General features: G+C 73.8%; 23 protein-coding genes, 1 tRNA gene and 2 rRNA genes. 10 read left to right on the top strand and 16 right to left on the bottom strand.

Translation table 11 applies throughout. From position 1 onward, the window contains the following. The coding region (locus tag G6553_RS18885) for a hypothetical protein (protein ID WP_207620009.1) at nt 1–261 on the bottom strand (261 nt) is incomplete at its 3' end. A gap of 132 nt (nt 262–393) precedes the next feature. Between G6553_RS18885 and G6553_RS18880 the strand changes: the two genes are divergently transcribed. Both G6553_RS18880 and G6553_RS18875 read left to right on the top strand, forming a co-directional pair. Continuing rightward, nucleotides 394–467: transfer RNA gene (locus tag G6553_RS18880), tRNA-Phe, on the top strand. A gap of 192 nt (nt 468–659) precedes the next feature. After that, nucleotides 660–1,184: a DinB family protein gene (locus G6553_RS18875; protein WP_166196354.1), complete on the top strand. Its 525-nt coding sequence runs from the start codon at nt 660–662 to the stop codon at nt 1,182–1,184. Between the two features lie 51 nt (nt 1,185–1,235). Here the strand turns inward: G6553_RS18875 and G6553_RS18870 are convergent, their stop codons facing one another. Next, complete coding sequence (locus G6553_RS18870) at nt 1,236–2,432, bottom strand: glycosyl hydrolase (RefSeq protein WP_207620008.1); 1,197 nt, start codon at nt 2,430–2,432, stop codon at nt 1,236–1,238. Nucleotides 2,433–2,591: 159 nt separating this feature from the next. Here G6553_RS18870 and G6553_RS18865 point away from each other — a divergent pair, with 159 nt between their 5' ends. Next, on the top strand, nt 2,592–4,301 hold the full coding sequence (locus tag G6553_RS18865) for a hypothetical protein (RefSeq protein WP_166196352.1): 1,710 nt from the start codon (nt 2,592–2,594) through the stop codon (nt 4,299–4,301). Nucleotides 4,302–4,336: 35 nt separating this feature from the next. Here the strand turns inward: G6553_RS18865 and G6553_RS18860 are convergent, their stop codons facing one another. From G6553_RS18860 to G6553_RS18850, 3 genes are all read right to left on the bottom strand, one after another. Continuing rightward, nucleotides 4,337–6,055 (bottom strand): PP2C family protein-serine/threonine phosphatase, encoded by a 1,719-nt coding sequence (locus tag G6553_RS18860; RefSeq protein ID WP_166196350.1) that lies wholly within the window; start codon nt 6,053–6,055, stop codon nt 4,337–4,339. 131 nt (nt 6,056–6,186) lie between these two features. Beyond that, a complete protein-coding gene (locus tag G6553_RS18855) occupies nt 6,187–6,549 on the bottom strand; it encodes a hypothetical protein (protein WP_166196348.1) in 363 nt (120 codons plus the stop codon). After that, nucleotides 6,546–7,445: an extradiol ring-cleavage dioxygenase gene (locus G6553_RS18850; protein ID WP_166196346.1), complete on the bottom strand. Its 900-nt coding sequence runs from the start codon at nt 7,443–7,445 to the stop codon at nt 6,546–6,548. Before G6553_RS18850 ends, G6553_RS18855 begins: the two co-directional genes overlap by 4 nt. Before the next feature lie 101 nt (nt 7,446–7,546). Here G6553_RS18850 and G6553_RS18845 point away from each other — a divergent pair, with 101 nt between their 5' ends. Then, a complete protein-coding gene (locus tag G6553_RS18845; RefSeq protein ID WP_166196344.1) occupies nt 7,547–8,341 on the top strand; it encodes an IclR family transcriptional regulator C-terminal domain-containing protein in 795 nt (264 codons plus the stop codon). Between the two features lie 21 nt (nt 8,342–8,362). Here G6553_RS18845 and G6553_RS18840 read toward each other — a convergent pair whose 3' ends face one another. Continuing rightward, nucleotides 8,363–9,817 (bottom strand): amidohydrolase family protein, encoded by a 1,455-nt coding sequence (locus tag G6553_RS18840; protein WP_207620007.1) that lies wholly within the window; start codon nt 9,815–9,817, stop codon nt 8,363–8,365. Nucleotides 9,818–10,026: 209 nt separating this feature from the next. On the opposite strand from G6553_RS18840, the gene G6553_RS18835 reads away from it, so the two are divergent. From G6553_RS18835 to G6553_RS18825, 3 genes are read left to right on the top strand one after another with little or no spacing between them, the layout of a single operon-like run. Then, entirely contained in the window at nt 10,027–11,247 is a 1,221-nt protein-coding gene (locus tag G6553_RS18835) for a CoA transferase (RefSeq protein ID WP_347565807.1), read from the top strand. A gap of 11 nt (nt 11,248–11,258) precedes the next feature. Continuing rightward, the gene (locus G6553_RS18830) at nt 11,259–12,065 is read left to right on the top strand and encodes a citryl-CoA lyase (RefSeq protein ID WP_166196340.1); all 807 of its coding nucleotides are present in this window, start codon (nt 11,259–11,261) and stop codon (nt 12,063–12,065) included. After that, complete coding sequence (locus G6553_RS18825) at nt 12,065–13,039, top strand: zinc-binding alcohol dehydrogenase family protein (RefSeq protein ID WP_166196338.1); 975 nt, start codon at nt 12,065–12,067, stop codon at nt 13,037–13,039. Before G6553_RS18830 ends, G6553_RS18825 begins: the two co-directional genes overlap by 1 nt. 60 nt (nt 13,040–13,099) lie before the next feature. Here G6553_RS18825 and G6553_RS18820 read toward each other — a convergent pair whose 3' ends face one another. Next, nucleotides 13,100–13,861 carry a GTPase domain-containing protein gene (locus G6553_RS18820; protein ID WP_166196336.1) on the bottom strand — a complete coding sequence of 254 codons (762 nt, stop codon included), beginning with the start codon at nt 13,859–13,861 and terminating at the stop codon, nt 13,100–13,102. A 67-nt stretch (nt 13,862–13,928) separates the two neighbouring features. On the opposite strand from G6553_RS18820, the gene G6553_RS18815 reads away from it, so the two are divergent. Then, complete coding sequence (locus G6553_RS18815) at nt 13,929–15,026, top strand: NADH:flavin oxidoreductase (RefSeq protein WP_166196334.1); 1,098 nt, start codon at nt 13,929–13,931, stop codon at nt 15,024–15,026. Here the strand turns inward: G6553_RS18815 and G6553_RS18810 are convergent. From G6553_RS18810 to G6553_RS18800, 3 genes are all read right to left on the bottom strand, one after another. Then, nucleotides 15,023–16,585, bottom strand: a complete 1,563-nt coding sequence (locus G6553_RS18810) for an aldehyde dehydrogenase family protein (RefSeq protein WP_166196332.1) — start codon at nt 16,583–16,585, stop codon at nt 15,023–15,025. The genes G6553_RS18815 and G6553_RS18810 overlap by 4 nt on opposite strands. Nucleotide 16,586: 1 nt before the next feature. Continuing rightward, complete coding sequence (locus G6553_RS22305) at nt 16,587–18,188, bottom strand: GMC family oxidoreductase N-terminal domain-containing protein (protein ID WP_166196330.1); 1,602 nt, start codon at nt 18,186–18,188, stop codon at nt 16,587–16,589. 95 nt (nt 18,189–18,283) lie between these two features. Further along, nucleotides 18,284–18,808, bottom strand: a complete 525-nt coding sequence (locus G6553_RS18800) for a DUF5709 domain-containing protein (protein ID WP_242680654.1) — start codon at nt 18,806–18,808, stop codon at nt 18,284–18,286. A 98-nt stretch (nt 18,809–18,906) separates the two neighbouring features. Between G6553_RS18800 and G6553_RS18795 the strand changes: the two genes are divergently transcribed. Then, a complete protein-coding gene (locus tag G6553_RS18795; protein WP_166196328.1) occupies nt 18,907–20,175 on the top strand; it encodes a PP2C family protein-serine/threonine phosphatase in 1,269 nt (422 codons plus the stop codon). A gap of 20 nt (nt 20,176–20,195) precedes the next feature. Here the strand turns inward: G6553_RS18795 and G6553_RS22300 are convergent, their stop codons facing one another. The 4 genes from G6553_RS22300 to G6553_RS18775 are packed head-to-tail and all read right to left on the bottom strand — an operon-like array spanning nt 20,196 to nt 23,475. Beyond that, nucleotides 20,196–20,972: a DNA-formamidopyrimidine glycosylase family protein gene (locus G6553_RS22300; RefSeq protein WP_166196326.1), complete on the bottom strand. Its 777-nt coding sequence runs from the start codon at nt 20,970–20,972 to the stop codon at nt 20,196–20,198. Nucleotides 20,973–20,984: 12 nt separating this feature from the next. Next, nucleotides 20,985–21,428: an ATP-binding protein gene (locus tag G6553_RS18785; protein ID WP_166196324.1), complete on the bottom strand. Its 444-nt coding sequence runs from the start codon at nt 21,426–21,428 to the stop codon at nt 20,985–20,987. A 56-nt stretch (nt 21,429–21,484) separates the two neighbouring features. Beyond that, on the bottom strand, nt 21,485–21,634 hold the full coding sequence (locus G6553_RS18780) for a hypothetical protein (protein ID WP_166196322.1): 150 nt from the start codon (nt 21,632–21,634) through the stop codon (nt 21,485–21,487). Further along, nucleotides 21,631–23,475, bottom strand: coding sequence for a hypothetical protein (locus G6553_RS18775; protein WP_166196320.1), 1,845 nt, complete (start codon nt 23,473–23,475; stop codon nt 21,631–21,633). Before G6553_RS18775 ends, G6553_RS18780 begins: the two co-directional genes overlap by 4 nt. A 52-nt stretch (nt 23,476–23,527) precedes the next feature. On the opposite strand from G6553_RS18775, the gene G6553_RS18770 reads away from it, so the two are divergent. Further along, the gene (locus G6553_RS18770) at nt 23,528–24,328 is read left to right on the top strand and encodes a MerR family transcriptional regulator (RefSeq protein WP_166196318.1); all 801 of its coding nucleotides are present in this window, start codon (nt 23,528–23,530) and stop codon (nt 24,326–24,328) included. Between the two features lie 70 nt (nt 24,329–24,398). Here the strand turns inward: G6553_RS18770 and rrf are convergent. Together rrf and G6553_RS18760 are read right to left on the bottom strand one after the other, a co-directional pair. Then, a 5S ribosomal RNA gene (gene rrf / locus G6553_RS18765) occupies nt 24,399–24,515 on the bottom strand. 141 nt (nt 24,516–24,656) lie between these two features. Next, a 23S ribosomal RNA gene (locus G6553_RS18760) occupies nt 24,657–24,753 on the bottom strand; the annotation flags it as partial.

Raw genomic sequence — 24,753 nt, 5'->3', positions numbered from 1 at the left:
GCCGCCCGCCGCGACCGGGCTGCCCGACACCGAGCCAGCGCCGCCGCCCAGACCCGGAGCGCCCGACCCGCCGAGGCCGGCCGCGCCGCCGTCCGCCGCGCCCGGGTCGCCCGCGAGCAGTCCGGACGACGTCGCCCCGCCCTCCGCCCCGCCGCCCACCTGCGCGACCGCGCCCGGGTCGAGCTGCGAGCCGCACGCAGCGAGGAGCAGGACGACAAGGGCTGAGGGCAGGGCGATCCGGCCTGCGGGGAGCACGCGCATGTCTCGCCAACGTCATTTCACTGTCGCGGTGACGCCAGTCACACGACGGTACGGACCACTTCATCGACCCGTCCCGCCGCCGTCGGACGGATTCGTCGGCCGTCCCGGCGGCATGTAAGGTGTCCGTCGCTCGGGCAGGTAGCTCAGTTGGTACGAGCGTCCGCCTGAAAAGTGGAAGGTCGGCGGTTCGACCCCGCCCCTGCCCACGAGCACCGCAGGGCTCTCACCTGCGAAGAAGGGCCCCGCCGGACTCCGGTGGGGCCCTTCGGCGTTGGGGACCAGGGTGGCCCGCGGCGTGCTCCGGCGACGGATCCGCACCCGGGTCCTGTCGCGGTCGGACGACGCCTGGCCCCTGCGCGCGTCGTTAGGGTGAGCACACCGTTGCCCGAGGAGGACCCATGGACAGGGACTCGCGTCGTGAAGCACCGATCGACGGGTCAGAGCTGGAGACCCTGCACGGCCTGCTGAACTACCACCGGGACACGTTGCGATGGAAGTGCTCGGGCTTGACCGACGAGCAGCTCCAGCGGTCGATGGAACCCACCCAGATGACGCTGGCGGGGCTGGTGCTGCACCTCACCATGGTCGAGGCCGGCTGGTTCAACCTGAGCTTCGCCGGCGGCGTCAGCATGCCGGGATGGCTCCAGGTAGCGGACCTCCAGGACCCGGACTGGGCGTGGAAGCACGCGCGGGACGTCACCTCCGAACAGCTGTGGGCCTGGTTCGACGAGGCGGTCGCCGTCTCGGACCGTGTCGTCGCCGAGGCAGCGGCGAGCAACGAGGGCCTGGCGACGGTCGGCGCCGACCCCGAGGAGCCGGTCTCGATGCGCTGGCTCCTGAGCCACATGGTCGAGGAGTACGCGCGCCACAACGGGCACGCGGACCTCCTGCGCGAAGCGATCGACGGCGTGACGGGCGACTAGGACCGCAGCGGCAGCGCCCGACGTCGGCAGGGTCTCGGTCCGGCCGCGGCATCAAGGCGCGCTGGGGTCCTCGGCGAACCGCAACCACGCGGGCAGCTCGGTGCGGAACCGCTCGCCGACGGCACCCCGCGTGACCGTCCAGTCGACGACCCCGCCGACTTCCGGCTCGTCCTTGCGCCACTCGAACCAGTTGATCATCTTGACCCAGGGCAGGTCCTCATCGTGGTCAGCGGCGAAGACCTGACGCCACCAGGCTTGCTTGATCGCCAGCTCGTCGGCACCACCCCGACCGGGCGCGAACAGCGCGCCGGTCTCGGTGACGGCGACCGGCAGCCTCTGACCCTCGCCGTAGACGGCGTAGAAGTCGGGCACGTCCCGCTCGTCGCCGGCCGCGCCGACGTAGGTCCCGCGCAGGAGGTCGCTGAACTTCCCCGCCTCCGGGACCTCGTTCTCGCCCCAGGGGTAGACCGCGCCCCAGTGGTAGACCGACATGCCGACCCAGTCGACGTGCCGGCGTCCCGGCCAGTACGGCGCGTACGGATCGTCGGCCTGCGTGACCCGGCCGTCCCCGTCGGTGTCGAGGGCCTCCGCGTCCGCTGTCCCCGGGCGTACCTCGAACTCGCCGCCGGAGAACGGGTAGCCACCTCCGTAGTTCGGCGCCCAGACCATGGCGGTGCCCGGAGCGGCTCGGTGCACCGCCTCCGCCACGCGGCGGAACGCTGCGACGTAGGACCGTGGCTGCTGGCCCCACGGGTACCAGGAGCCGTTCATCTCGTGCGCGAAGCGCAGGAAGATCGGTGTGCCGCCCTCGTTGTACGAGCGCAGCAGAGCAGCCAGGTCCTCCGCCACCGACGGCGTGACGGAGTCCAGTCCCGACCGGGGCTCGAGGGTCACCAGCAGCATGGTGCCGGTCTCGCGAGCCTGCGCGACCGCTTCGTCGAGCCACCTGCGCTCCTGCGCGCTCATCGGCAGCTCGTAGAAGGTGACGGCGACGGCCGGGGGGTGACCGAGCCGACTCGCATATCCAGCAATCGTGTCCCGCGACCAGTCGATCGAGGCGCCGAACCACGCCCCCGCGCGGGGCACCAGCTGCTCCGCCGTGCGTGCGACGGGCGCACGCTCCGTCACTTCGTCGCCGTCGTCCGAGAGCGGGCGCTCGGAGTCCTTCGGCGTCGAGTGACCGCCGCAGGCGGCAACAGCCACGGCCGCCGCCAGCACCCACGGCGCGAACAGACGCCTGGCGTTCACGACGGCCAGGATAAAGAAGCATCTCAAGCCGAGGACCCACCGACGACCGGGCGACGACCCGCTGGTGGCCGCGCCTCAGCCGGCCGCTGCCCTTGTGCCGGCGGGCAGGCGGGCGGAGAGTGAGGGGCGTCACGTCCCGCCGCTCTCGGAGGCCTTCGCATGACCCTCAGCCCCGCCACGCCCGCCACCCCCACCACTCCCCCGCCGGCGCTCGGCCGCCGTGCCCTGCTCGGCGCGACCGGCCTCGGCGGCCTCGCCGTGCTGGCCGCCGGTCCGGACCTCGCCGCAGCGGCACCGGCCCGCAGCCGGGTCAGCCCGTTCGACCTCGACTTCGAGGTGGTCGACCGGCAGCGCCGGGTCGACCTGCTCGCCGACCGTTTCGTCACCCTCCGCGACAGCTTCGCCGCGGCGGGCAGGGCCAAGGAGTACGCCGTGCTCGCGCCCCGCGGCACCGCCGGCGCGGTCCGCAGTGGCGGCGGCGAGCTCCGGATCGGAGGTGGGGCCGGCGCGCACTCGACCCTGCTCCGGTCGCGCACCCGCCAGGAGGCGCCGTACGCCGCGGTGCTGGTCGACGTCGCGTCCTTCTCCGGCGACGGCACGCGCGACCGGGTGCTGGCCGGCCTGGCGCGCGGCGCGCGGGACCACCTGCTCGCGTGGTACGACCGCGCCACGGGGACCGTCGGCATCGACCTGACCCTCGACGGGACGACCGAGACCCTCGGCACGGCGGAGGCCGACCTGGCAGCGCCGTTCGAGCTGGGGTTCGCGCTCACCAGCACCACGGTCGTGGCGTTCGCCGACACCGGGTCGGGGCCGGACCCGCTCGTCAAGGCGACCCTCGACGAGCGGCTCGACCTGCGCGAGCCGGCGGCGCTGCGCACCTGGCACAACTCCTTCGGCGCCGAGTCCGGCTCCGGCACGGTCGTGCTCGACCGGGTCCGTGCCGGCTACTTCGGGCAGCTCGGGCTGCGCGACCCGCACCTGGTCACCCACGCCGACGGCACGCCGTACATCGACCGCGGCAAGGCCTACCTGACCTTCACCCAGGCCGGGCTGGGCTTCTTCGAGACCGCGCACTGGGGCGTGTGGACGCTCGACCTCGAGACCTACCGGCTCGAGCAGGTCGCCAACCTCTTCTTCCAGCGCGACGGCAATGACGTCGTGCTCGGTGACCACGCCGGCCACCTCGTGCGCGACGACGCGAACCGGCGCTGGATCGTCACGACCAGCACCTGGGGGGACTTCGCGAACGACAGCGTCGAGATCGACTACGCGACGCCGCGCTCCTCGGTCGATGTCCTCAGCGGCGTCCACGTGCTGCGCACGCGGCAGCTGCGGCTGCCCACCGGTGACCTGCCGTCGGCCGCGGTCGGGCAGTGGGACCCGCACGTGGTGCGGATCGGGGCCCGTTGGTACGTCGGGTTCGTCAACGCCCGCCGGTTCTTCGACTTCTACCCCGCGCTCGCGCGCAGCCCCCGCGGGGGCGACTTCACCGAGCTGTCGCTGGTCGGGGCGGACCCCTCGAAGGTCGAGACCGAGGGGACGGTGCTGCAGCGCTTCGGCGGCCGGTGGTACGTCCTCGCCAGCAACGGCGACGCCTCGCCGGCGGAGATCCGCGGGCAGTACCCCGTCTACGACCTCGAGATGGAGCAGCTCGGCGTGCTCGACGCGCCGCACCCGACCAACATCCCCTGGCCGATGGTGATCCCGGTCGCCGAGCGCGGCCGCACCCGGTGGCTGCTGGTCACCTTCAACGGCACCCAGTACGACGAGCCGCTGCTCGGCTACGGCACCCACGGCGACGTGGTGGTCATGGAGGCGCAGCGGACGAAGGGGGTCGAGTTCCCGGGCCGCCGCGCACGACCCTGACGTCCGCCCGGATCCGCCCTCGGAGGGTCAGCGCGTCAGGGCGTCGGCACGGGTGCGGCGCACGCCGGTCCGGGGTCCCGACCTGCGGCACGCTCGGCCACGTCGTCCGTCGTCGTCCGACGCAGCGCGAGGACCGCGGTGTCGTCGGGTGCGCCGTCGTCGCGCATCTCGTCGAGGACCCGGCCGAGCAGCCGCGGCAGCGGCTGCTCGCCGAGGTCGGCGACGGTGCGGACGAGCCGGCCGAGACCGGTGTCGATGTCCTCGCCCCGGCGCTCGACGAGGCCGTCGGTGTAGCACAGCAGCGTCGCTCCGACCGGCAGCACGAAGGTCGTCTCGTCGTAGACGGTCGCGCCGAGGCCGAGCGGCGGGCCGACCGGCACGGACACGTAGTCGACGCCGTCGGCGGCGGCCATGAGCGGCGGTGGGTGGCCGGCGTCGGCGACGGTGACCGTGCCGCTGCGGTGGTTCCCCACGGCCACCAGCGCGGTGATGATGTGGCCGTCGGCGACGACGTCGAACTGGCCGGCGCACTTCGCCAGCGCCGTGGCCGGGGAGTCCCCGTCGACGAGGTAGGCACGCAGCGTGAACCGGGCGCGGGCCATCTCCGCGACCGCCTCGACGCCCCGACCGGAGACGTCGCCGACGACGAACGCGAACCGGTCGTCGTCGAGCCGCAGCACGCTGTACCAGTCGCCGCCGATGTCGATGCCGATGGCGCCCGCGACGTACTCCGCCGCCACCTCCAGCTGCGGGATGTGCGGGTCGGCCGGCGGCAGGAGCGCGCGCTGGAGCGCCACGAAGAGCTCGCGCTGCTCGCCGAAGACGGTGTCGACGCGCTCGTAGAGGGCGCGGATGGTCGCGGTGTCGGCCTCGGCCGTGGCGCGGGCGCGGGTCAGCTTCGTGGCGACCAGGCCGGCGAGCCCGGTGAGCAGGAGGCCGCCGACCAGCAGCAGCCACGGCAGGCGGGCGCTCAGCGCGCTGCCGAGGTGGGTCCGCGGCGTGGTCACCAGCGTCAGCGCGGTGTCGCCGAACGGGATGGTGACACGTGAGGTGACGTCGCCGTCGAGCGGAAGCGTGGCCGGGTCGACGTTCGTCGTGGCCATGTCGCGGGTGCGGGTGGTGCGGCCGAGGTAGATGGCGTACGACAGCCGGGCGTACGCCGAGTCGCGGTCCACCGGCGAGCGCCGGTCGGCGGGGATCGCCCGCTCGACGTGGACCACCGTGCCCGACGCCGGGTCGGCGAGCGCGTAGGCGATCCGGGAGCCGCCCGCGGCGTCGACACGTCGTACGACGGTGGTGTCGGCGCCCAGCGCCCGCTCGAGGAAGTCACGCATCGCGGGGTCGCCCGGACGCAGCGCCGGCGGGCCGCCGAGGGCCAGGACCCGGGTCGGCGCTCCTCCGTCGGCGCGCCACAAGGAGGCCGAGACGTACGTCGCGTCGTCGGCGACGTCCTGGTCGAGCAGCTCGGCGACGGCCGCGCGGCCGCGCTCACCGCCGCCGGCACCGCGCTCGACGTCCAGGGCGGACTGCAGCGGCGCCTCGATCGCGGCGATCGCCGCGGCCAGGACCGACGCCGCCTGCTCGGTCTGCACCTCGAGCAGCCGCTCCTCCGTCCCGCGGTCGGCGTGGGCAGCGGCCAGCGCGGCGGACACCGTCAGGGCGAGCCCGGCGAGGCAGATGAGGGCGACGAGCCGAGCCGGTCGTCCGGCGCCGGCGTCGACGGCCCGCCTCGGTCGAGGACGCTCGGACGACATGGGGTCTCCTCGGACGAGCAGGGAGCGTGGGGCGGGGGGACCCCACGCCCTGATTCTGGCCGACAAGGACCCCTCCGCGTCGCCGAATGCCTAGACCGCTCCTCGCCGCCCGTGCGCGCCTCCGTCGCAGGTCAGCAGCTGATGTCGGGGTAAGGCTGCCTGACGTGCGCGAGCTTCGCCGCGTAGTCCAGCTGCATGCCGAGCGGCTCGTCCCAGTCCCGCTCGAACATCGCGATCCACAGGGTCAGGGTGAGGAACGGGTGGGCGCCCATCTCGAAGAGCGCCACGTGGTCGTGCGTCGCCAGGGCCTGGCGCTCCTCCTCGGCGAAGGACAGCCAGGTGGACCTCTCCGCGTCGATGGAGTTGAGGATCTTGTTGGCCTCCTCCGCCTCCCACCAGGCGACGGTGCCGGCGGGGTCCTCGCGGTAGCGCTCGGTGAGCGTGGTGTCGCGGTCGACGGTGAAGAGGAACTTGTTGACGAGGTACTTGCTCATCGGAGCAGCGCCCCCTTCGAGGTGAGCGGCGGTCCCGACACCAGGCTCGGGTCGGGGTACCAGGTGAAGTAGGCCTCCATCGTGTGGAACAGGTTGAGGTTGTCGGCGTAGTCGGCCCTGGCGTAGCCGGCGATCCCCATCATCAGCATGAAGTCCATGAAGCCGTGGGTGGCGTTGCCCGGGGCGTGGAGGCTGTCGAGGGTGACGTTCGACAGCACGCCGTCGATGTCGCCGTCCCTGATCCACTCCACGGCCTTGGCGTCGAACTCCGGGTCCGGCCCGTGCGGGCCGAACTGGCGCGGGCCGCCGAGCTCGAGGGAGAGGTGGCCGGTGCCGATGACCGCGACGCGCATCTCGCTGGGCCAGGCGTCGATGATCTCGCGGATCGTCTTCCCCAGCTGCACGAAGCGCTCGGGGCGGGGCAGCGGCGGGGCGAAGATGTTGGTGTAGATCGGCACGATCGGCAGGTCGTTCTGCGGGCGGACCGTGAAGATCGGGCAGGTGATCGAGTGGTCGACCCGCAGCTCGTGGGAGAAGGCGAGGTCGAAGCCGCGGTCGATGCCCTCGCGCAGCATGTACGCCGAGAGCTCCTCGTGGCCCTTGAAGAACAGCTTCGGCATGCCGAACTCGCGGATCTCGTTCTCCCAGTTGCCGTCGTAGTACGGCGCCTTGCCGACCAGGAACTGCGGCATGTTGTCCAGCCAGAGCTGGTGGAAGTGGTCGGAGCCGACCATCACCAGCACGTCGGGCTGCGCACGCGTGAGCGTCTCGCGGTAGGCCTCGACCTTGCGCACCCAGTCCGCCGCGAACGGCGGCGCCTCGTCGGCCGGCAGCTGGCTGGTCTTGTAGAAGAAGGGGTGGTGGGTCGTGGCGAGGATCGCCACCAGCTTCGCCATCAGCGGGTCCTTCCGGAGGGATTGTCCGTACATCTGTCCGCATCGCGGCTCCATTGCCGCGATCGGTGTCCATCGAGCGTCCGCTGTGCGAGCATCGGTCCATGGCTGGACGTGGCACCGGACCCGACTTCGTCGAGGCGCTCGCGCGCGGGCTCGACGTGCTCACCTGCTTCGACGCCCAGCGCCCGGAGATGGGCCTCGCCGACGTCGCCGCCGCGACCGGCCTGGCACGACCGACGGCCCGACGGCTGCTGCTCACGCTCGAGGAGCTGGGCTACGTCCGGACGCGCGAGGGGCGCTTCGCCCTGACCCCGCGCGTCCTGCGCCTGGGTGCGGCGTACGCCGCCTCGCTGGGGCTGTGGGACATGGCGCGGCCGCACCTGGAGGCGCTCGTCGCGCGCACCGGGGAGTCCTCCTCGATGACCCAGCTCGACGGCTCCGACGTGGTGTACGTCGCTCGCGTGGCCGTGCCGAAGATCATCGCGCTCCGCGTCGACATCGGCACCCGGTTCCCGGCCGTGCCGACCTCGCAGGGCAAGGTCCTGCTGGCCGCGCTGGACCCCGACGCCCGCGCCGCGGCCCTGGCCGAACCGACCCGGTCGGGGCTGCCCGCGCCGGCCTACGACGCGGACGACCTCGAGGCCGAGCTCCGCACGGTCCGCGCCCGCGGCTGGGCGCTGGCCGACGAGGAGCTCGCCCGCGGCATCCGCTCGATCGCGGTGCCGGTGCGCGACGGCGACGGCGTGGTCCGCGCGGCCATGAACGTCACCGTGCACGCGGCCGAGACCAGCGTGGAGACCCTCACCGGGGAGTACCTCCCCTGGCTGATGCAGACCGCGAGCGACGTCGCCGCCGACTGGGCCCTGTGGCAGGCCCGCCCGCAGGTCGGCGCCTGAGTCCTCCCCGGGTCGCATCGCTCAGCGCGTGTGCGTCGAGGCGTCGGCGTACTCGGTGTAGGTGTAGGGGTTGTCGAGCACCTTGGACTCGGGGATGTCCGGGCTCATGCCGGCCGCCCACTCCTCGGCACCGAGGGTGTCCTGGAGGTAGGACACGGTGTCCTCGACGACCCGGCGAGCCCGGACCAGGTCGGCGGCGACGAGCTTGTGGGCGTGCTTGACGACCTTGCCGTCGACGAGCACGGTGTGGACGTCGCCGCGCTGGGCCTGCATGACGACGTGGCCGTAGGGGTTGAGCACGGGGAACATCACCGGGGAGTCGTCGTTCTTGACCAGCACGACGTCGGCCTTCTTGCCGACCTCGATGCTGCCGGTGACGTCGTCGAGGCCGAGCGCGCGGGCACCGCCGCGGGTCGCCCACTCCACGACGTCCGCGGCGCGCACGGCGAGGTGGGTGACGGTCTCGTTGCCGGCGTGCGCCTCGTGGTGCTCGCGGGTCCGGTCGGCGCTCAGCGTGGAGCGCATCGCGGAGAAGATGTCGGCGCTCATCCACACGCTGGTGTCCATCGAGAGCGAGATCGGGATGCCGTGGCGGCGCAGCGACCAGCTCGACGGGTAGCCCTGTCCGCAGCTGGCCTCGCTCTCCGCGGCGACCGAGGCGTGCCCGCCGGTGGCGGCGATGCGCTGGTAGGAGTCGTCGCTCAGCGTCGCAGCGTGGACGTAGACGGTCTCGGGCGTCATGAAGCCGTGCTCGTGCATCAGCCGGATGCCGTTGTCGTTGGTCGCGCCCCACACGCCGGCGTGGGTGGTGACCGGGACGCCGAGGTCACGGGCGACCTCGAAGGCGGCCTTCTCGGGGAACTCCGGGTCGCCGGTGACGTCGAAGGCCATCTGGAAGCCGAGCATGTCGGTCCGCTTCATCCGGCGCTCGACGAAGTCGCGGAACTCCGGGGTCGCCGACCACTCCCACGGGCCGGCCTGGATGTTGCCGTAGGCGAAGACGAAGCGTCCCGGGACCTCCTCCAACGCGTCGACCGCCGCGTCGGCGTGCTCCACGGTGTGGAGGTTGTGGGACCAGTCGACACTGGTGGTCACGCCCGCCTCGAGGGCCTCGAGGCCGCTGAGCAGGTTGCCGGCGTAGATGTCCTGCGGGCGGAACTTCCGGCCGTGCTCCAGGTAGTTCCACACGAAGTACTGCGTCAGCGTCCAGTCCGCGCCGTAGCCGCGCACGGCGGTCTGCCACATGTGGCGGTGGGTGTCGACCATGCCGGGCATGACGATGCCGCCGGTGGCGTCGACCTCGACGGTGCCCTCGGGCACCTCCAGCGCGGGCCCGACGGCCTCGATCCGCTGGCCCACGACGAGCACGTCGGCGCCGGTCAGGACCGTCCGTCGGTCGTCCATCGTGAGCACGGTCCCGCCGCGCAGCACGACGGCGGGCGCGCCGGCGAAGTCGGTCGCGGGAGTGGCGGGCACGGACATCTCGACCTCCGGTGGTCCGAACTGACGGACATCTGTCCGTTTTGGGTGAGCCTGACCGTAACAGCGGTCACAAGTCAAGGGATTCGGGCACGCTCGGCGTCCGCGCGCAGGCGGAGGTCTAGGCCGAAGGCCCCGCTTGACCGCGCCGCGGCGGATCGGGCACTGTGACGGACAGTTGTCCGCGATACGGATGGAGCCTCGCAGTGAGCATCGACCCCGCGTCCCCGCCCGAGGTCCGGACGGACGGCCCCCTCGCCGGCGTCCTGGTGGCCGACTTCTCCCGCGTCCTGGCCGGCCCGTACGCCACGATGCTGCTCGCCGACCTCGGCGCCGAGGTCGTGAAGGTCGAGAGCCCGGCCGGCGACGACACCCGGCACTGGGTGCCCCCGCGCCGCGGCGACGACGGCACCTACTACCTGGCGATCAACCGCGGCAAGCGCTCGGTCGTGCTGGACCTCAAGGACGCCGACGACGTCGAGGTCGCCCACGAGCTCTCCCGGCGCGCCGACGTGTTCATCCACAACTTCAAGCCCGGCGGCCTCGACCGGTTCGGTCTCGGGTACGACGACGTGGCCGCCCGCAACCCCGGCAGCGTCTACTGCTCGATCAGCGGGTTCGGCTCCACCGGCGGCGCCCACCTGCCGGGCTACGACCTGCTCGTCCAGGCGATGTCGGGCCTGATGAGCCTGACCGGCGACCCCGACGGCGAGCCGTTCCGCGCCGGCATCTCGGTCTTCGACGTGATGACCGGCCTGCACTCGGTGATCGGGATCCTCGCCGCCCTGCGCCACCGCGACGCGACCGGCGAGGGCCAGCACGTCGAGACCAACCTCCTCGCGACCGCGATGTCCTCTCTGGTCAACCAGACCTCGGCGTACGTCGCCGGCGGGGTCGTCCCGGGACGGATGGGCAACGCCCACCTCAGCCTCTTCCCCTACGAACCCCTCGCCACGGGCGACGGCGACCTCGTGGTCGCCGCGGGCAACGACGGACAGTTCCGCAAGCTGGTGCGGGCGATGGGCGTGCCGGAGCTGGCCGACGACGAGCGCTTCCGCACCGTCGGTCTGCGCAACGACAACCGCGAGGAGCTCCGGCCGCTGCTGCTCGAGCGGCTCGCCACCCGCTCGGCGCAGGAGTGGTTCACCGAGCTCAGCGCCGCGGGCGTGCCGTGCGGCCCGATCAACGACGTCCGCGGCGGCGTCGAGCTCGCGGAGTCGCTCGGCCTCGAGCCGGTCGTGGAGGTCGGGGGCGTGCCGACGGTCCGCAACCCGATCCGGTTCAGCGCGACGCCTGCCCGCTACGAGCTGCCGCCGCCGGCGCTGGACAGCCACGGCGAGGAGGTCCGACGCTGGCTCGGGTTCGGGCCGCACCCGCACCCGCACCCCGACGCCGCTCCGGCCGAGCCGCCCGCCCCGTCCGCCTGAGGAGAGACCCGATGAGCGACCACCCGACGTACCCCACCTCGCTGGGCGTCTCCGACCTGCACACCATCTCGCTGCTCGGCCAGGACCTCTCGGCCGACCTCATCGGCAAGGTCAGCTTCGGGCACCTCGCCTACCGGCTGATCACTCTCCGGGAGCCGACGCCGCAGCAGGCGCGCGTGTTCGAGGCCGTGCTGGTCGCGCTCGCCGACCACGGCTTCACCCCCACCGCGATCTCGGCGCGGATGACGTTCCTCAGCGCACCCGAGTCGATCCAGGGCGCGCTGGCGTCGGGCCTGCTCGGCGGCGGGTCGCGGTTCCTCGGCGTCAGCGAGGACACCGGGCGGTTCCTGGCCGACGCGCTCGCCGGGGTCGACGAGGTGCCGACGACGCCCGAGGGCTGGGACGAGCTCGCCGCCGACGCGGTCCGTCGCCAGCGGGCCGCCGGCCGGTTCGTCCCCGGGCTGGGCCACCACCTGCACAAGGAGGGCGACCCGCGCATCCCGGCGCTGTTCGGCATCGCCCGCGAGGAGGGCCAGCTCGGCCCCCACCTCGCGCTGTTCGAGGCCGTCGGCCGGGTCGCCGAGGAGGTCACCGGCAAGGCGCTGCCGCTCAACGGCGCCGGCGCGTGCGGGGCGGCGCTGGCCGACGTCGGCATCCCGGTCGAGCTGCTGCGCGGCGTCGTCCTGCTCGCGCGCTGCGCCGGCCTGCTCGGCCACATCGCCGAGGAGGTCCGCGGCAACCGCGTCGCCGCGGACGTCTTCGCCGACGTCGAGCGCCACGCGGTCTACGTCGACCCCGCTGCGGACCGGGAGTCCTGATGCGCGCCGCCGCCCTCCACACCTGCGGCGAGCCGCCGCGACCGGTCGAGCAGGACGAGCCGGTCCCCGGCGACGGCCAGGCGCTGGTCGCCGTGACCGCGGCACCGATCACGCCGCTCGACCTGCTCTGCGCGAGCGGCACGTCGTACTTCGGGCAGCCGGCGACGCCGTACGTCCCCGGCGTCCAGGGCGTCGGCACCGTGCTGTCCTCCGCCGAGCACGCCACCGGCACCCGCGTGTGGTTCCCGACGACCGCAGGCATGGCGCCCGGCGACGGGGCGATGGCCGAGCGGGCCGTCGTCGCCGACGCCGACCTCGTGCCGCTCGCCGGCTCGGTCGACGACGTGCACCTCGCGGCGCTCGGGCTGTCCGCCATCGCGGCATGGACGGCATTGACGCTGACCGGTGGCCTGTCCACGGGCGAGCGCGTGCTCGTGCTCGGCTCCAGCGGCGTGGTCGGGACCGTCGCGCTCCAGGCCGCCCGGATCGCCGGCGCGGGCGCCGTGTTCGGCGCGGCGCTCGAGCCGACCGCTGCCGAGCGGGCGGCCGACCTCGGCGCCGACGGCTTCGTGCCGCTCGAGCGCGACGACGACGTCGCGACGCTGGCCGCCCGGATGCGGGACGTCGTCGGCGAGGTCGACCTCGTGCTCGACCCCCTGTGCGGCGTGCCGGCGTCGGCGGCGCTGCTCTGCCTCGCGCCGCACGGCCGCCTGGTCAACCTCGGCGGCAGCGCCGGCGACACCGCGACGTTCTCCTCGGCGCACCTGCGCAGCGGCGCCCGACGCGTCCTCGGCTACACCAACAACGACCTCACCGCCGTCGAGCGCCACGCGGCGATGGCCGCGATCGAGGAGCACGCGGCCGCCGGCCGGCTCGCCGTGCCCCACGAGGCCTTCGCGCTGGAGCACGTCGGCGAGGCGTGGACGCGGCAGCAGCGCGGCGAGGTGCACGGCCGGGCGGTCGTCACCCCCTGACCCGGGCTTCCTCGGCGCGTACCTTGGGGGGACGCGCCGAGGCCCCCCCGCGTCGACGGCTCAGACGTGCCCGGCCAGCTGGCCCATCCGCGCCTCGAGGGCGGCGAGATAGGCATCGCGCTGCTTCGGGGACAGCGGGCTGCCGGGGTCGAGCCGGCTGCACGCGGGGAGCACGTCGATCGAGAGCTTGGCCGCGCCGGCGAGGGCGCGCAGCTCGTCGAGCCGGTCCCCGAACGGCGTGCCGCTGCCCGGCGAGTAGGACCGGACCACCTCGTCGATGCCACCGGGCGCGTCGAGGAAGAGGTCGACCTTGGTCACCACGACCACCAGCCAGGTCGGCCGCGGGCGGCGGACCGCCATCGACGCGATCCGGTGCGCGGTGACCGTCCAGTCCTCCAGCTCCCGGGCCAGCTGCTCCTCGCGGTCCACCTCGACCGCGCCGGTGGTGCCGGCCGGGCGGCGGCCGGTGGCGTGGCCGTTGGCGACGACGTGCAGCACGCCGTCGACCGGGTCGTCGTGGAAGACCTCGTCCAGCGCCCCGAGCCGGGTGGCGGCGTTCTCGCCCGGCACCACGCGGAACCGGAACCCCCGCAGCCGCCGGTCGCGGCGGACCCGCCGCTCCATGACGGCCGAGCCCGCCTCGGACGGGTCGTCGCGCCGCGGGCGACCGGCCAGGTGGTCGACCAGCTCGGTCTTGCCGACGCCCGTCATCCCGGTGACCGCGACCGTGGGGTAGCGGTGCTGGAACACCCCGGTCACGCGGTCGCGGCCGCGCGCGAGGGTCGAGGGGACGGCGCGGAGGCCGCGGCGTGAGTCGCTCATCGCGCTCGAACGTACCCGAGCCGCACCTCCCGGTCAGCCGTCACGGGGGCGTCGGCAGGATGGGTCGGTGACCACACCCGCTCCCGGCCCGGCCCGGACGCTCGCCGACGCCGTCACCTTCGCCCACGGCCCCGCCTGGTCCAACCGGTTCGCGCTGGCGCCGCTCACCAACACCCAGAGCCACGCGGACGGCACGCTCTCCGACGACGAGCACCGCTGGCTCGAGGCGCGGGGCCGCGGCGGCTTCGGCCTGGTCATCACCGCGGCGGCGTACGTCTCACCAGCGGGACAGGCTTGGGGCGGCCAGCTCGGCATCGCCTCCGACGACCACCTCCCGGGGTTGACCCGGCTCGCCGACGCCCTGCGCGCGACCGGCACCGTCTCGGCCGTGCAGCTGCACCACGGCGGTCGCCGCGCCGACCCGGCCCTGACCGGCCGGCCCAACCAGTGCCCCTGGGACGAGCCGGACAAGGACGCGGTCGCGCTGACCACCGGGGAGGTGGAGCAGGTCGTCGCGGACTTCGTCGCCGCGGCGGTCCGCGCCGAGCGGGCCGGCTTCGACGGCGTGCAGGTCCACGGCGCGCACGGCTACCTCGTCGGGCAGTTCCTCGACGCGCGGCACAACCACCGCACCGACGGCTACGGCGGCTCCTTCGACGACCGCTTCCGCATCGTCCGCGAGATCCTCGAGGGCATCCGCGCCGCCACCGGGCCGGACTTCCAGCTCGGTCTGCGGCTCACCCCCGAGGGCAGCGGGATCAGCCTCGAGGAGGGTCGCGAGACCGCCCGCCAGGTGTTGACGTCCGGCCTGCTCGACCACCTCGACATGTCGCTGTGGGACGTGTCCATGAAGCCCCGGTACGGCGGCGACGGGCTGCTCATCGAGCACTTCACCGACCTGCCGCGCGGCGGCACCCGGCTCGGCGTCGCCGGCGCGGTCGTCTCCACCGCCGACGCCCGCTGGTGCCTCGAGCAGGGGGCCGACCTGGTCAGCGTCGGCACCGGCGCGATCCTCCACCACGACTTCGCCGCCCGCGCCCTGGCCGACCCCGACTTCCGCGTCCGCGAGCGGCCGGTGACCCGTGAGGTGCTGCGCGAGGAGGCTGTCGGTCCGGCGTTCGTCGACTACCTCGCCCGCGGCTGGGACGACCTCGTCGCCTCCTAGCCCCTCCCGCCCCGACGCCGCCCGCGGATCGTCTCGAGCGGACGTCGCGGCAGCTTGGGCAGCTGCGAGGCGCGCCCGTGCAGCGCGAGGAGCAGCGTCGCGACCATCGTGTCCTGGTCGAGCGTGCGGTCGAACGTCGTGAGGTTCAGCGGCGCCTTGAACCGCGTGCGGGTGACCGCCTTGGCGTAGGTGAACTCCCGCAGCCCGTCCGGCCCGTGGATCCGCCCGAAGCCGGAGTCACCGACCCCGCCGAACGGCAGCGTCGGCACGCCCGCGAACGAGATCACCGAGTTGATCGACGTCATCCCCGTCCGCAGCCGGCGGGCCAGGTCGTCGCCGCGCTTGGCGGTGAAGATCGCCGACCCGAGGCCGTACTTGCCGGCATTGGTCAGCTCGACCGCCTCGTCCATGTCACGCACCCTGCGCACCGTGACGGTCGGCCCGAAGGTCTCCTCGGTCACCGCCTCGCTGTCCTCGGGCACGTCGACCAGCACGGTCGGCTGCACGAACCGGTCCCCCACCGCCTCGTTGCCGCCGACCACAGCCCGCCCGCCGCGGGCAAGCGCGTCGGCGACGTGACGGCGTACGACGTCGAGCTGGCCGGGCATCGTCATCGGGCCGATCTTCGCGTCGACGTCGACCCCGGCGTGGACCGCCCGCGCGCGCTCGGCCAGCAGGTCGACGAACCGGTCGTGCACCCGCTCGTGGACGTAGACCCGCTCGACCCCGGCGCAGGTCTGCCCCGCGTTGGCGAAGGCTCCCCACGCGGCCGCGTCCGCGGCGGCCTCGAGGTCGGCGTCCTCGTCGACGAGCAGCGCGTCCTTGCCGCCGGCCTCGATGACCACCGGCGTCAGCGTCTCGGCGCACGCCGCCATCACCCGCTTGCCGGTCGCGGTCGACCCGGTGAAGGCCACCTTGTCGACCCCGGCCCGGCACAGCGCCGCACCCGTGTCGCCGTACCCCGTCACGACCTGCAGCAGGTCGTGGTCGCCGACCACCTCGCGCAGGCTGTCGGCGAGCCACGTGCCGACGCCGGGGGTCAGCTCACTGGGCTTGAAGACGACGGCGTTGCCGGCGGCCAGCGCGTAGGCGATCGAGCCCATCGGCGTGAAGACGGGGTAGTTCCAGGGACCGATGACCCCGACGACGCCGAGCGGGAGGTACTCCACCGACGCCGCCTGGTTGGCCAGCAGCAGCCCGGGAGACACGCGCTTGCGGCCCAGCACCTTCTCGGCGTGCGACCCGGCCCAGGCGAGGTGGTCGATGGCGAGCGCGCACTCCAGCTGGGCGTCGCCGTGCGGCTTGCCGGTCTCCTGGTGCACGACGTCGCACAGCTGGGCGAGGCGGCGGGTGATGACGCCGCGCCACTGGGTGAGCACCTCCTTGCGACCGTCGAAGCCGAGGCCGGCCCACCACTCCGCCGTCGCCCGGGCACGCTCGACCGCGGCTCCCACGTCGGACTCGTCGTGCACGGGGTGGGTGCCGACCACGTCGCCGGTGGCGGGGTTGATCGACTCGAAGGTCCGGTCGGTCGTACTCGGGGCCGGGGCAGTGGTCATCTCACAGGGCCTTTCCACGCAGGAGGTCGGCGGCGCGCTCGCCGATCATGATCGTCGGGGCGTTGGTGTTGCCGCGCGTCACCACCGGCATGACGCTGGCGTCGGCGACCCGCAGCCCGTCCACCCCGCGCACGCGCAGCTCGGGGTCGACCACCGAGCGCTCGTCGTCGCCCATCGCACAGGTGCCGACCGGGTGGTAGAGCGTCTGGGTGTAGGCGCGCAGGTGCTCGACGACCTGCGCGTCGGTCGGGTCGTCGCCCCAGGCCTCCATCGTCGGCAGCCCCGGGCCGGCGACCAGCTCGGCGAGCGGGCCGGTCGCGACGGTCTCGAGCATCCGGCGCACGCCCGCGGTCATCGCGTCCAGGTCGGCCTGGTCGTCGAAGTAGCCGGGGTCGATCTCCGGGTGCCAGCGGGGGTCGGTCGAGCGCAGCCGCAGGGTGCCGCGGCTGGCGACGTCCACGAGCGTCGGCGCGACGGTCACCCGTCGGGCGGTGGCCTCGTGCAGCCCGTTGTCGTAGAAGCCGGTCGGCGCCACGTGCACCTGCAGGTCCGGTGCCGCCAGGTCGTCGCGGGTGCGCCAGAAGCCGCCACCCTCGCCGACGTTCGACGTCAGTGGGCCGGTGCCGGTCGCCTTCGCGCGGGCGAACTGCACCAGGTTGTTGTGGTCCATCAGGTCGGTCGTCCCGCGGGTGCGGAAGACCAGCGGAACGGCCGGGTGGTCGTGCAGGTTCTGCCCGACGGTCGGCAGGTCGACGACCACGTCGACGCCGACCTCGCGGAGGTGCGCGCCGGGGCCGATGCCGGAGAGCATGAGCAGCTGGGGCGAGTTGATCGCGCCGCCCGCGAGCACCACCTCGCCGTGGACGTACGCCGTGCGGGTGCCGCCGCCGTGGGCGTAGGCGACGCCGACGGCCCGGCCGCCCTCGACGACGACCCGCTCGGCGAGCGCGCCGGTGCGGATCGTCAGGTTGGGTCGGTCGGCCGCGGGCTCGAGGTAGGCCTTCGCCGTGGACCAGCGCCGGCCCCTGCGGCAGGTCACCTGGTAGAGGCCGACGCCCTCCTGCTCGGCGCCGTTGAAGTCATCGGTCGGCTTGAAGCCGGCCGACACCGCCGACTCGACCCAGGCGGTCGTCAGCGGGTGGGTGTAGCGCCGGTCCTCGACGTGCAGCGGGCCGTCCTGGCCGTGGAAGGGCCCGCCGAGCCGGGTGTTGCCCTCGGACCGGACGAAGTAGGGCAGCACGTCGTCGTACCCCCACCCGGTCGCGCCGTGGGCGTCGCGCCAGGCGTCGTAGTCGGCCCGGTTGCCGCGGATGTAGATCATCGCGTTCATCGACGAGCAGCCGCCGAGGGCTTTCATCCGCGGCCAGTAGGCCCGGCGGCTCTCGAGCTGCTTCTGCTCAGTGGTCTGGTAGCTCCAGTCCCACCGGGTCTTGAACAGGTTGGCGAAGGCCGCCGGGATGGCGACCTCGTCGGCGTCGGCCGGGCCGCCCGCCTCGAGCAGCAGCACCGAGACCGCGGGGTCCTCGGTGAGCCGGGCGGCGACCACGGCGCCGGCGCTGCCGGCCCCGACCACCACGTGGGTGAAGACTTCCCGGTCCGGCACGACGTCCTCCTCGCTCCCCGGCCGTGGTGCCGGGGTGCGGGGAAGACTAGGCGCGGGTGACGACCATCACCAGGGGTGACCCGCGGATGGACGCCTCAGAGCTGGTCGTCGTCGACGACGTGCACCGCGGCCTCCTCGGCCCCGGCGCCGGCACCATCGATGCCGACGTCCTCGGCCACCAGGTCCGCCTCGACGTCCGTGCGGGCGCCCTCGTCGGGCTCGACCAGGCGGCCGGCGCGCTCGTCGCCGACCTGCGCCCCCTCACGGATGTCCTCGTTCAGCTCACCGCGGGCGGCCTCGGCCTCGGCCTGCTCGTAGGGGTCGGGCTCGGGGACCTCCTGCTCGAGACGCTGGTCGAAGGTCTCGCCCATCGCCTCCTCGAGGGGGGTGTTGCCGTACCCCTGCGCGACGGAGTACTTCTCCGGCGGGCTGTAGCCCTCGTCGAGGGGCTCGCCGATGTCGGTGTTCTCCTGCACCAGGCTGTCGCCCGAGCTCTGCGGCTGGGTCTCGTCGTCGACGCTGTAGCCGTGGTAGCTCTCGTTGTCGCTGGCGTCCTGGGTGGCGTCGACCGAGGGGTCGGTCCCGATGGCTGCGTTGTCGGCTGCGGGGTCGTTGGTCATGGGTCTCCGGTACCCGCACCCGGCGCCGGTATCGCCCCGACGCACCTCACACCGCTCACCCCGAGGAGGCTGCGCGGCGCCCACCTACGATCATCGCCATGCCGTACAGCAGTGGGGAGCGCGCCCTCGACGACCTGCTCCAGGCCGCCCACCTCGCCGGCGCCCACGACCTCCCGGAGCTGTTGGCCGCGCACGGCGCCGCCCTCGGCGTGACCGACGTGCGCGTCCACCTCGCCGACCTGCAACAGGGCGTGCTGGTGCCGCTGCCCGACCGGCCGCAGCCGGACGGCACGTCGCCGCGCCACGCCGAGCCGGACGCGCTCCGCGTGGACGGGACGCTCGGGGGCCGGGCGTTCCAGCAGATCGAGGTCGTCCTCCAGGAGCTCGAGCCCCCGGCCCGCGGTGTCCGGGTCTGGCAACCGCTGCTGGACGGCACCGAGCGGCTCGGCGTGCTGGCCGTGACGGTGGACGACCCCGCAGCGCTCGACGCCGAGGAGGGTGCGCTGCGCCTGCGGCTGCGCCGCTTCGCGTCGGTCGCCTCCGAGCTGATCATGTCCAAGACGATGTACGGCGACACGCTCGTCCGGCTGCGCCGCACCCGGCCGATGGGACTGGCGGCAGAGATGCAGTGGGGGCTGCTCCCGCCGCTGACGTTCTCCGACCGGAGCGTCGTGGTCGCCGGTGGCCTGGAGCCGGCGTACCAGGTCGCGGGCGACTCCCTCGACTACGCCGTCGACGAGGGCGTCGCCCGGGTGGCGGTCTTCGACGGCATGGGGCACGGGCTCGACTCGGCGCAGCTGGCCGTGCTGACCGTCTCCGCCTACCGCAACCAGCGCCGGCTGGGTGCCGACCTGCTCACGACCGCCCGGTTCGTCGACGACGCCGTGGCGCAGGGCGCCCGCGAGGGCGGGTTCAGCACGGGGCTCCTGGCCGAGCTCGACACCGCCACCGGCGAGCTGCGGTGGGTCAACGCCGGGCACCCCGATCCGCTGCTGCTGCGCGAGGGCCGCCTGGTGCGGGTGCTCGAGACCCCGCACGCGCTGCCCTTCGGTCTCAACGAGGCGATCACCGGGAGCCAGGACTTCGTGGTCGGCTCCGAGATGCTCCAGCCCGACGACCTGGTGCTGCTGCACACCGACGGTGTCGTCGAGGCCCGCTCGGCGGACGGCGAGTACTTCGGTGCCGACCGTCTGGTCGACCTCGTCACCCGCAACCTCGCCGCCGGCCTGCCCGCCCCCGAGACCGTGCGGCGCCTGGTCCGGTCGCTGCTCGAGCACCAGGACGCCCGCCTCGAGGACGACGCGACCCTGGCGCTGCTGCAGTGGCGTCCGACCGCGCCCGAGCGGCTCGCACCGCCCACACCCTGAGGCGCCCGGCTCACGCCACGTCAGGGCGCCGGCTGCTCCACCGGGCAGGCGTACGACGTCCGCCCGCCGACCTGCTCGACGACCACGTCCGCGCCGCAGTCGCGGCAGTGCGCCTGCTTGTAGACCCGGCGCGCCTCGGCCTCCGGCACGGCCGACCGGTCCTGGGCGTCGACGGTGACGATCCGACCGTCCTCCACCGCCCGGCCCATCATCGCGACGAGCACGTCCCAGAGCCGCTCGAGCGTCGACCGCTCGACCGACCGCCCGGGCGTGCGCGGGTGGACGCCCACGGCGTGCAGCGCCTCGGCGCGGAAGACGTTCCCGACCCCGGCCACGACCGACTGGTCGAGCAGCAGCGCGCCGATCGCCGTCGTGCCGCGGCCCAGCGCAGCGAGCGCAGCCTCCCGGTCGGCGTCCGGACGCAGCGGGTCCGGGCCGAGCCGAGCGACGACAGCGGCCGCAGCAGGCGGGGCGAGCAGCTCGCAAGTCGAGGGCGCGACGAGCTCCCACGTGCCCGCCGCGCCCTCGACTCGCAGCCGGGCCGACCTGATCGGCGGCTCACCCGGAGGGCGCGGCAGCCAGGTGCCGCGCATGCCGAGGTGCACGTGGACGTAGCGGGCGTCCCCGAGGCCGAGCAGCAGGTGCTTGCCCCAGGCCTCCACCGAGCCGAGCGGCGCCCCGTCCACCTGCGCCGCCTCCTCGGCGAACCGCCCCTGCGGCGAGCTCACCCGCAGGGGGGCACCGACCAGCGGCGCAAGGTCGCGGGCGTTGCGGTGGACGGTGTGGCCCTCGGGCACGGCGGCGCCCGGTCAGTCCTCGGCGGGTGGCTCGAAGGCGAGCTGGGCGGTGACCCGCACGGTGCCGTCGTCGACGTCGACGCCCCACCGGTCGCAGACGTGGTCGACGATCGCGAGACCCCGTCCGCGCGGCGCGTACTGGTCGGCCGCGACCGGCCGGAACCGGTCCCGGACCTTCTCGCCCACCACCTCGTCGACGTCGCCGGCGACGGTGATCCGAGCCCCGTCCGGGTAGACGCACCAGGTCGCCTCGACGTGGCCACACCCCTGCGGCGAGCCGTGCTCGACGGCGTTCGCGGCCAGCTCGGAGAAGACCAGCACCGCGTCCTCGATCGATCGCCGGTCCCGGCCCGCGTCCTCCAGGTCGTGCACCAGGGCCCGGCGGGCGTCGGCCACCGCGCTCAGGTCGTGCCACAGGTGCACCCGGGTGCACGGGTCCTGCTCGAGGCCGGTCATGGCCTCCCGGTGAACCGCCGGGCGCGCCGCCAAACCCGGGGCGCGCGCGGCACCGCTCACGTCTCCTGCTCTCCGCGCCAGCGCAGGTAGAAGACCGTCACGAACGCCACCGCCAGCGGACCGAGCGCGAGCAGCAGGACGAGGAACCCCTCCGCGCCGTGCAGGGCGCCCATGTGCTCGACGACCGGGGCGCTCGGCCAGCTCACGCCGGCACCTTCGGCCCGCGCCCGGCTCCGACGCCGGGCCGCGTGGCCCGGGCGAACCGGCTCACCCCCCAGCCGAGGCCGAGCACCAGCGCCAGCGAGCAGAGCAGGACGACCGACCCGGCGGCGAGCCACAGCCAGCCCGGTACGTCGTCGGACAGCTCGCGCTGCAGGAGCAGCTTCTCCTCGTCGAACGGCCGGGTGCCGTCCTCCACCGGGATCTCCGGCTCGCCGAGCGCGCTGTCCTCCGGCAGGAAGACCGGCATCGCGGTGAGGTCACGTCCGTCGTGCAGCCGGACCATCGTCTTCCACGTGCCGTCCGCCGGGACGGGCCGGGTGGTGCGCCAGACGCCTTCCTCCCCCTCCGCCAGGTGGTCGACGACCAGCCCCTCGCTGCCGGCGCCGCCCTGCCAGCCCGTGACGGTCAGCCACGCGGGCTCGCCCTCGAGCGGCTCGCGGTCGAACCGCACCTCCAGGTCGACCTCGCCGCCGCCGGCCTCCGACACGGCGACCGTGCCGCGGAGGTCGTCGGGCTGGGTCGCCACCACGCCGTTGGCCGCGCACGCCGCGATCGCCGCGAGGGCCAGGCCGAAGAGCAGCCGCGGCCGGATCGCGTCGGGCAGGTCGCGACGCAGGCCACGCACCAGCAGCCCGCCGAGCAGACCCGCGGCCGCACCGGCCACGGTCGCCATGAGCACGCCCTCCACGACGACGTCCGAGGTCCACGGGAGCCGGAAGGCCACCTGCGTCCAGGCGTGCTCGGCGGCGTACCCGACCGTGCCGATGAGCACGCCGGCCGTCACGCCGAGCGCCAACGGGCGGGAGGCCAGCCGCAGCGCGACGAGCTCGACGATGAGCGCCTCGACGAGGTAGAGCGGGACCGCCGCCCACAGCTCACCGAGCACCGGCCCGACGACCACGCTGACGCCGCCGCGGACCACCAGGTAGAACAGCACCGCCGCGATCGCGGCGCCCCGACCGATCCACAGCCGGGCGACCACGAGGCTGAACGCCGCGGCGACCGCGATGAGGAACGGCTGCAGCACCAGCCGGAACTGCGGGACGCCGAAGTCGAACTCCGCCTGGAAGACGCTCATCCCGATCAGCAGCCCGCCGACCAGGCAGGCCTTGAGCACGTACGTCGCCACCGGGCTGGTCCGCCGGCCGCTCTGCTCCGTGGCGGCCCGGCCCTCCTCGAAGAGGACTGCCATCGCGACGAGCGACAGCCCGGCGCCGCCGATGAGCATCAGGTGGGTCGGCCCCCACAGGGTGACGTCCTGCCCGAAGATCCGGTGCCACACGTCGTCCAGCGGGAAGCCGAGCAGCGCGTAGGTCCCCGCGCCGGTCAGCAGCACGCCGCCGGCCGGCGCGTGCCACCCCGGGGCCAGCTTCACGCCGGACGGGCCGACCTCGTCCTGGCGCGGCAGCGCGCACGCCAGGACGCCGGCGGCGGAGATGCCGAAGAGGCCGAAGAGGATCGGGTAGTGCGCCGGGTTGGCCAGCGGGCCCTCGTCGCGACCCAGGCCGATGTGCAGCGAGATGTCCCAGTACATCCCCAGCAGCGCCGTGATGAGCGAGACCATCGCGACCATCAGCGGCACCTGCGCCCACGGCGCCAGGGTGCCGAAGAACCGCGACCGGTCCATCCAGGCCATGAGCCGGGTCAGGGCCGGCAGCCGACCGGAGCGGTGGGCCAGCACGATCGCGCCGAGCGCGATCGTCATCAGCAGCGCCAGGCCGGACGCGAGGGCGACCTCGTCGAGCGCGGCCGCGCCGGCGGGACGGTCCTCGACGGCCACCGGGCCCGAGGCGAGGACGTCCACGAAGCGGGAGGATGCAAGCATGCATCTATGTAACATCGTTCGATGCAACGGTAGCAAGGGTTAGCATCGCGGGGTGGTCGAGCACACGTCCCCCGAGCCGGAGGACGGCTCGCCGGACGGCACCCTCGGCGGCGCCGACGAGCTGTTCGTGGTCGAGGAGCTCGCCCGGCGCACCGGGGTCTCGGTCCGGTCGCTGCGCAACTATCAGTCGCGGCGCCTGCTCCCGCCCCCCGAGCTCCACGGGCGGACCGGCTACTACGGCGCCGAGCACGTCGAGCGCGTCCGGTTGGTGCAGCAGCTGCGGGCGGCCGGGCTCAAGCTCGAGGGCATCGCCCGGATGCTCGACAGCGACACCACGGCCGACGGACAGCTGCTGGCTTTCACCGAGCACGCTCGCGGCATGTTCACCCCGCCCGAGGCGGAGGTCACGACGTTGGCCGAGCTGGTCGACCGGTTCCGGCTCGACGCCGGCGACGCGGCCGAGGTGCTCGGCACCGCGCTGCGGCTCGGCCTGGTCCGCGAGGCGCCGGACGGCCCCGCGTGTGAGCCGCGGGTCGAGGTCGTCGCGCCGGCCCTGCTCGTCGCCGGCGAGGAAGCCATGCGCCTGCTGGGGCTCGACGCCCCGGGCGCGCTGGACCTGCTCGAGCGGCTGCGCCGGCACGCGGACGGCGTCGCCAAGCTGTACGTCGAGCTCTTCGTCGACCGCGTCTGGCAGCCATTCGTCGACGCGGGCAAGCCGGCGGTCGCGTGGCCGGACGTCGAGCAGGCCCTCGACGACCTCCGCCAGCTCGCGACCCGCGCCCTGCAGAGCACCTTCGACCTCGCGATGGTGCACCGGGTCGACCGGGTCCTCGGCGACGGCCTGTCCGGCTGAGCTGCGCGGGCCGGTGGGAAATGCGAAGCGGGGCCATACCCGAAGGTATGGCCCCGCTTGCTAATGGTATGTCCGGCGGCGTCCTACTCTCCCACAACCTCGCGGTTGCAGTACCATCGGCGCTGAAAGGCTTAACTTCCGGGTTCGGGATGGGACCGGGTGTTTCCCTTTCGCTATGGCCGCCGTAACTCTCACGACCCGTGCGGAACACTCCACCCGTGGGTGGGGTTCACGGCACAGATCAAGTCTGGCGTGATGCTGGATTCGTGGACGCGAGCACTCTGCTTGCAACACCCTATGTGTGGTTGTTGTCTTGGTTGAGTGGTTGTGGGACAAGCCCTCGGCCTATTAGTACCGGTCGGCTAGGCATTACTGCTGTACACCTCCGGCCTATCAACCCAGTGTTCTGCTGGGGGCCTTACCCA

Origin of the sequence: Nocardioides sp. IC4_145 (assembly GCF_011250565.1) — a bacterium.
GTDB lineage: Bacteria > Actinomycetota > Actinomycetes > Propionibacteriales > Nocardioidaceae > Nocardioides.
This window is presented reverse-complemented; position numbering and strand designations above follow the sequence as displayed.